This window comes from Pseudomonas protegens, assembly GCF_003732485.1.
GTDB lineage: Bacteria > Pseudomonadota > Gammaproteobacteria > Pseudomonadales > Pseudomonadaceae > Aquipseudomonas > Aquipseudomonas protegens_B.
The window spans coordinates 1-2,912 of sequence record NZ_MOAK01000049.1; the positions used below are offsets into that span (position 1 = coordinate 1).

The window sequence follows — 2,912 nt, forward strand, 5'->3', positions numbered from 1 at the left end:
AAGCAGATTGAGAAACTCACAGGTGCCAAGGTCGCGCCGGTTGCGGCCAAGACCGCTGCCGCCAAGCCGGCCGCAAAACCTGCTGCCAAGCCACTGGCCAAACCGGCAGTCAAGGCCGCCGCAAAACCTGCCGCCAAGCCAGCAGCGAAAACAGCCGCCGCCAAACCGGCAGCCAAACCCGCCGCCAAGCCTGTTGCAGCCAAGCCAGCGGCCAAACCCGCTGCCAAGCCAGCGGTGAAAGCCGCCGCCAAACCTGCTGCGAAGCCGGCCGTGGCGAAAAAACCTGTAGCCAAGAAGCCTGCAGCAGCCAAACCGGCAGCCAAGCCTGCAACTGCGGCACCAGTGGCCTCGGCCAGCTCGGTGAACTCCGCCGCAGCACCTGGCCCGGCTGTTACTCCAACTGCAGCGCCGACTCCAGCGACGCCAAGCAGCCAGTCCTGATTACATCAGGCACACAAAAAACGCCCGGCCTGCGAAGGTCGGGCGTTTTTTATTGGCACGCCGATGGCTACCCCTGTTCATCCAGGTAGCGCAGGGCCATCTGTTCCGTGGCCAGTTTTGCCGGTGGCAGCAGGTGTGGCGCCACCAGCATCATGATCTGGTAGACCACCAGGCGCACCTCGCCTTCGCGATCGAGAATCCGTTGGTAATCCAGTGAGAACAGCAAGGTCATGGTGATCTGTTCCACCAACTGACCCAGGGCTTGGGTGCCGCTGACCAGTTGGCCTAGGGTCTTGAGCCGGGCCAGCAGCGAAGCCAGGGTACGCTTGAGGGCGTTGAGCAGGTTGCGAATGCCTTTGGCCAGTTTCGGCAAGCGTCCCGCAAGGTTGGAAAGGTCCTGGAACAGAAAGCGGTAATGGGCCAGGCGCTCGACAATCAGGTGTAGAAACAACCAATAGTCTTCCGGTGCCAGCTGGGCATCGGACGGAGGGTCCAGCAGCGGTGTCAGCTCGTTCTGGAAACGCTCGAACAGGCCGAGCACCAGAGGTTCCTTGCCATGGAAGTGGTAGTAGAGGTTGCCGGGGCTGATCCCCATTTCATTGGCCACCTCCATGGTGGAGACATTGGGCTCGCCTTTCTGGTTGAACAGTTGCAGGGCACATTCGAGTATCCGGTCGCGGGTCTTCATCCTGACTTCTTGTCGGTCCATTGAGGGGGACGACTCCAGCGCGGAGTCGTGCTGCAAAGTGTCTTCAGCGCACGCGCACGTAAGTACCAGGAGCGGCCTCCATCGGTGGGTAGTTCTGGTTGCCCAGGGTGGTCAGGGTTTCGCGCTGCGCTCCGGAGTGTTCCTGAACCCAGGCCAGCCATTGGCTCCACCAACTGCCGTCGACATGTTTGGCGTCGTAGTACCAGGCTCGAGGGTCGCTGCTGAGCTTGCGGTTCTCCACGAAGTTGGCCTTGGGGTTGCTCGGTGGGTTGAGGATGCTCTGCACATGCCCGCTGTTGGACAGTACAAAGCGTTTCTCGCCTCCCAGCAGCAGGGTCGAGCGGTACACCGCGTCCCAGGGCGTGATGTGGTCGTTGATCCCGGCCACGCTGAAGCTGTCCACCGTGACCTTCTGCAAATCGATCGGTGTGCCGCAGACTTCCAGTCCACCCTCGTGGCTCAGCGGGTTGTGCTTGAAGAAGTCCAGCAGGTCGCCGTGCAAGGCGGCGGGCAAGCGGGTGCTGTCGTTGTTCCAGTAGAGGATGTCGAAGACCGGTGGCTCCTTGCCCAACAGGTAGTTGTTGACCCAGTAGTTCCAGATCAGGTCGTTGGGGCGCATCCAGGCAAACACCTTGGCCATGTCGCGGCCGTCCAGCACCCCTTGCTGGTAGGAGCGACGCTTGGCCGCCTCCAGGGTTTTCTCATCGGCGAACAGGGTGGCCGGGCTATCCAGCTGGCTGTCCAGCAGACTCACCAGGTAGGTTGCGCTGGCGACCCGACGCAGTTGCCGTTTGGCCTGCAGATGGCCTTGCAGGGCGGCGATGGTCAGGCCGCCGGCGCAGGCACCCATCAGGTTGACTTCCCGACTGCCGGTAATGGCGCGAGCGACATTCAGTGCCTCTTCGGCCGCTTCCACATAGCTCGACAGGCCCCACTCGCGATGGCGCACGTCCGGGTTGCGCCAACTGATCATGAACACCTGCAGGCCGTTCTTCAGCGCGTACTGGACGAAGCTGTTGGCCGGGCTGAGGTCGAAAATGTAGTACTTGTTGATCTGTGGCGGCACGATCAGCACGGGCTTGGCGTACTGTTTTTCGCTCATGGGGCTGTACTGGATCAACTCCAGCAGTTCATTGCGAAACACCACCGATCCAGGGGTCACGGCCAGGTTCCGGCCGATTTCGAAGGCGTGCTTGGTCACCTGGCTGGGCAGCCCGTTGTTGTGCAGCAGGTCATCCACCAGATTGCTGATGCCGCGCACCACGCTGTTGCCACCGGTGTTGAAAATCTCCTTGAGGGCCAGTGGGTTGAGCAGGGTGTTGGAGGGCGCCACGGCGTCATTGAGCAAGGAAAAGGCAAAGTGCGCCCGGGCCCGGTCGTCCTCGCTCATTCCGCTGTCGTCGATCCAGCTCCGGACCTGCTTCTGCCAGCTCAAGTAAGCCTGCAGGCCCCGTTTGTAAAAAGGGTTGAGGGTCCAGGCCGGGTCGGCGAAACGGTTGTCCTTGGGGTTGGGTTTGTGCAGGGTTTCCCCCAGCAGCACGCGTCCCAACTGGCCGCCCAGGGCTAAAGTATGACGGGCGCTGTGCAACGGGTTACGGAGACTGTGTGCCGCGAGGCTGCGCAACGTGGAGAGCAGATCCCGGCCGCGCAGACCGGTGATCGCACTCTGTGCGTTGATATAGGCTGCGGGGGAGGGCAGCGAGCCCTGCGCAGGTTTGTCTTGCATGAGTCAACACTCCTTCGTCAAACCACTAACAAGCAG

At 61.7% G+C, this 2,912-nt stretch carries 2 protein-coding genes and 1 pseudogene; 1 reads left to right on the forward strand and 2 read right to left on the reverse strand.

Annotated features, from left to right (window positions below):
• A pseudogene (locus tag BLX41_RS35145) lies at positions 1–441 on the forward strand (phasin family protein); the annotation flags it as partial.
• A gap of 67 nt (positions 442–508) precedes the next feature.
• On the opposite strand, the gene BLX41_RS12050 reads toward BLX41_RS35145, so the two are convergent.
• Together BLX41_RS12050 and phaC are read right to left on the reverse strand one after the other, a co-directional pair.
• Positions 509–1,129, reverse strand: coding sequence for a TetR/AcrR family transcriptional regulator (locus BLX41_RS12050; protein WP_123725054.1), 621 nt, complete (start codon positions 1,127–1,129; stop codon positions 509–511).
• Positions 1,130–1,193: 64 nt separating this feature from the next.
• Positions 1,194–2,876: a class II poly(R)-hydroxyalkanoic acid synthase gene (phaC, locus tag BLX41_RS12055; RefSeq protein ID WP_123725055.1), complete on the reverse strand. Its 1,683-nt coding sequence runs from the start codon at positions 2,874–2,876 to the stop codon at positions 1,194–1,196.
• Positions 2,877–2,912 lie beyond the last annotated feature (36 nt).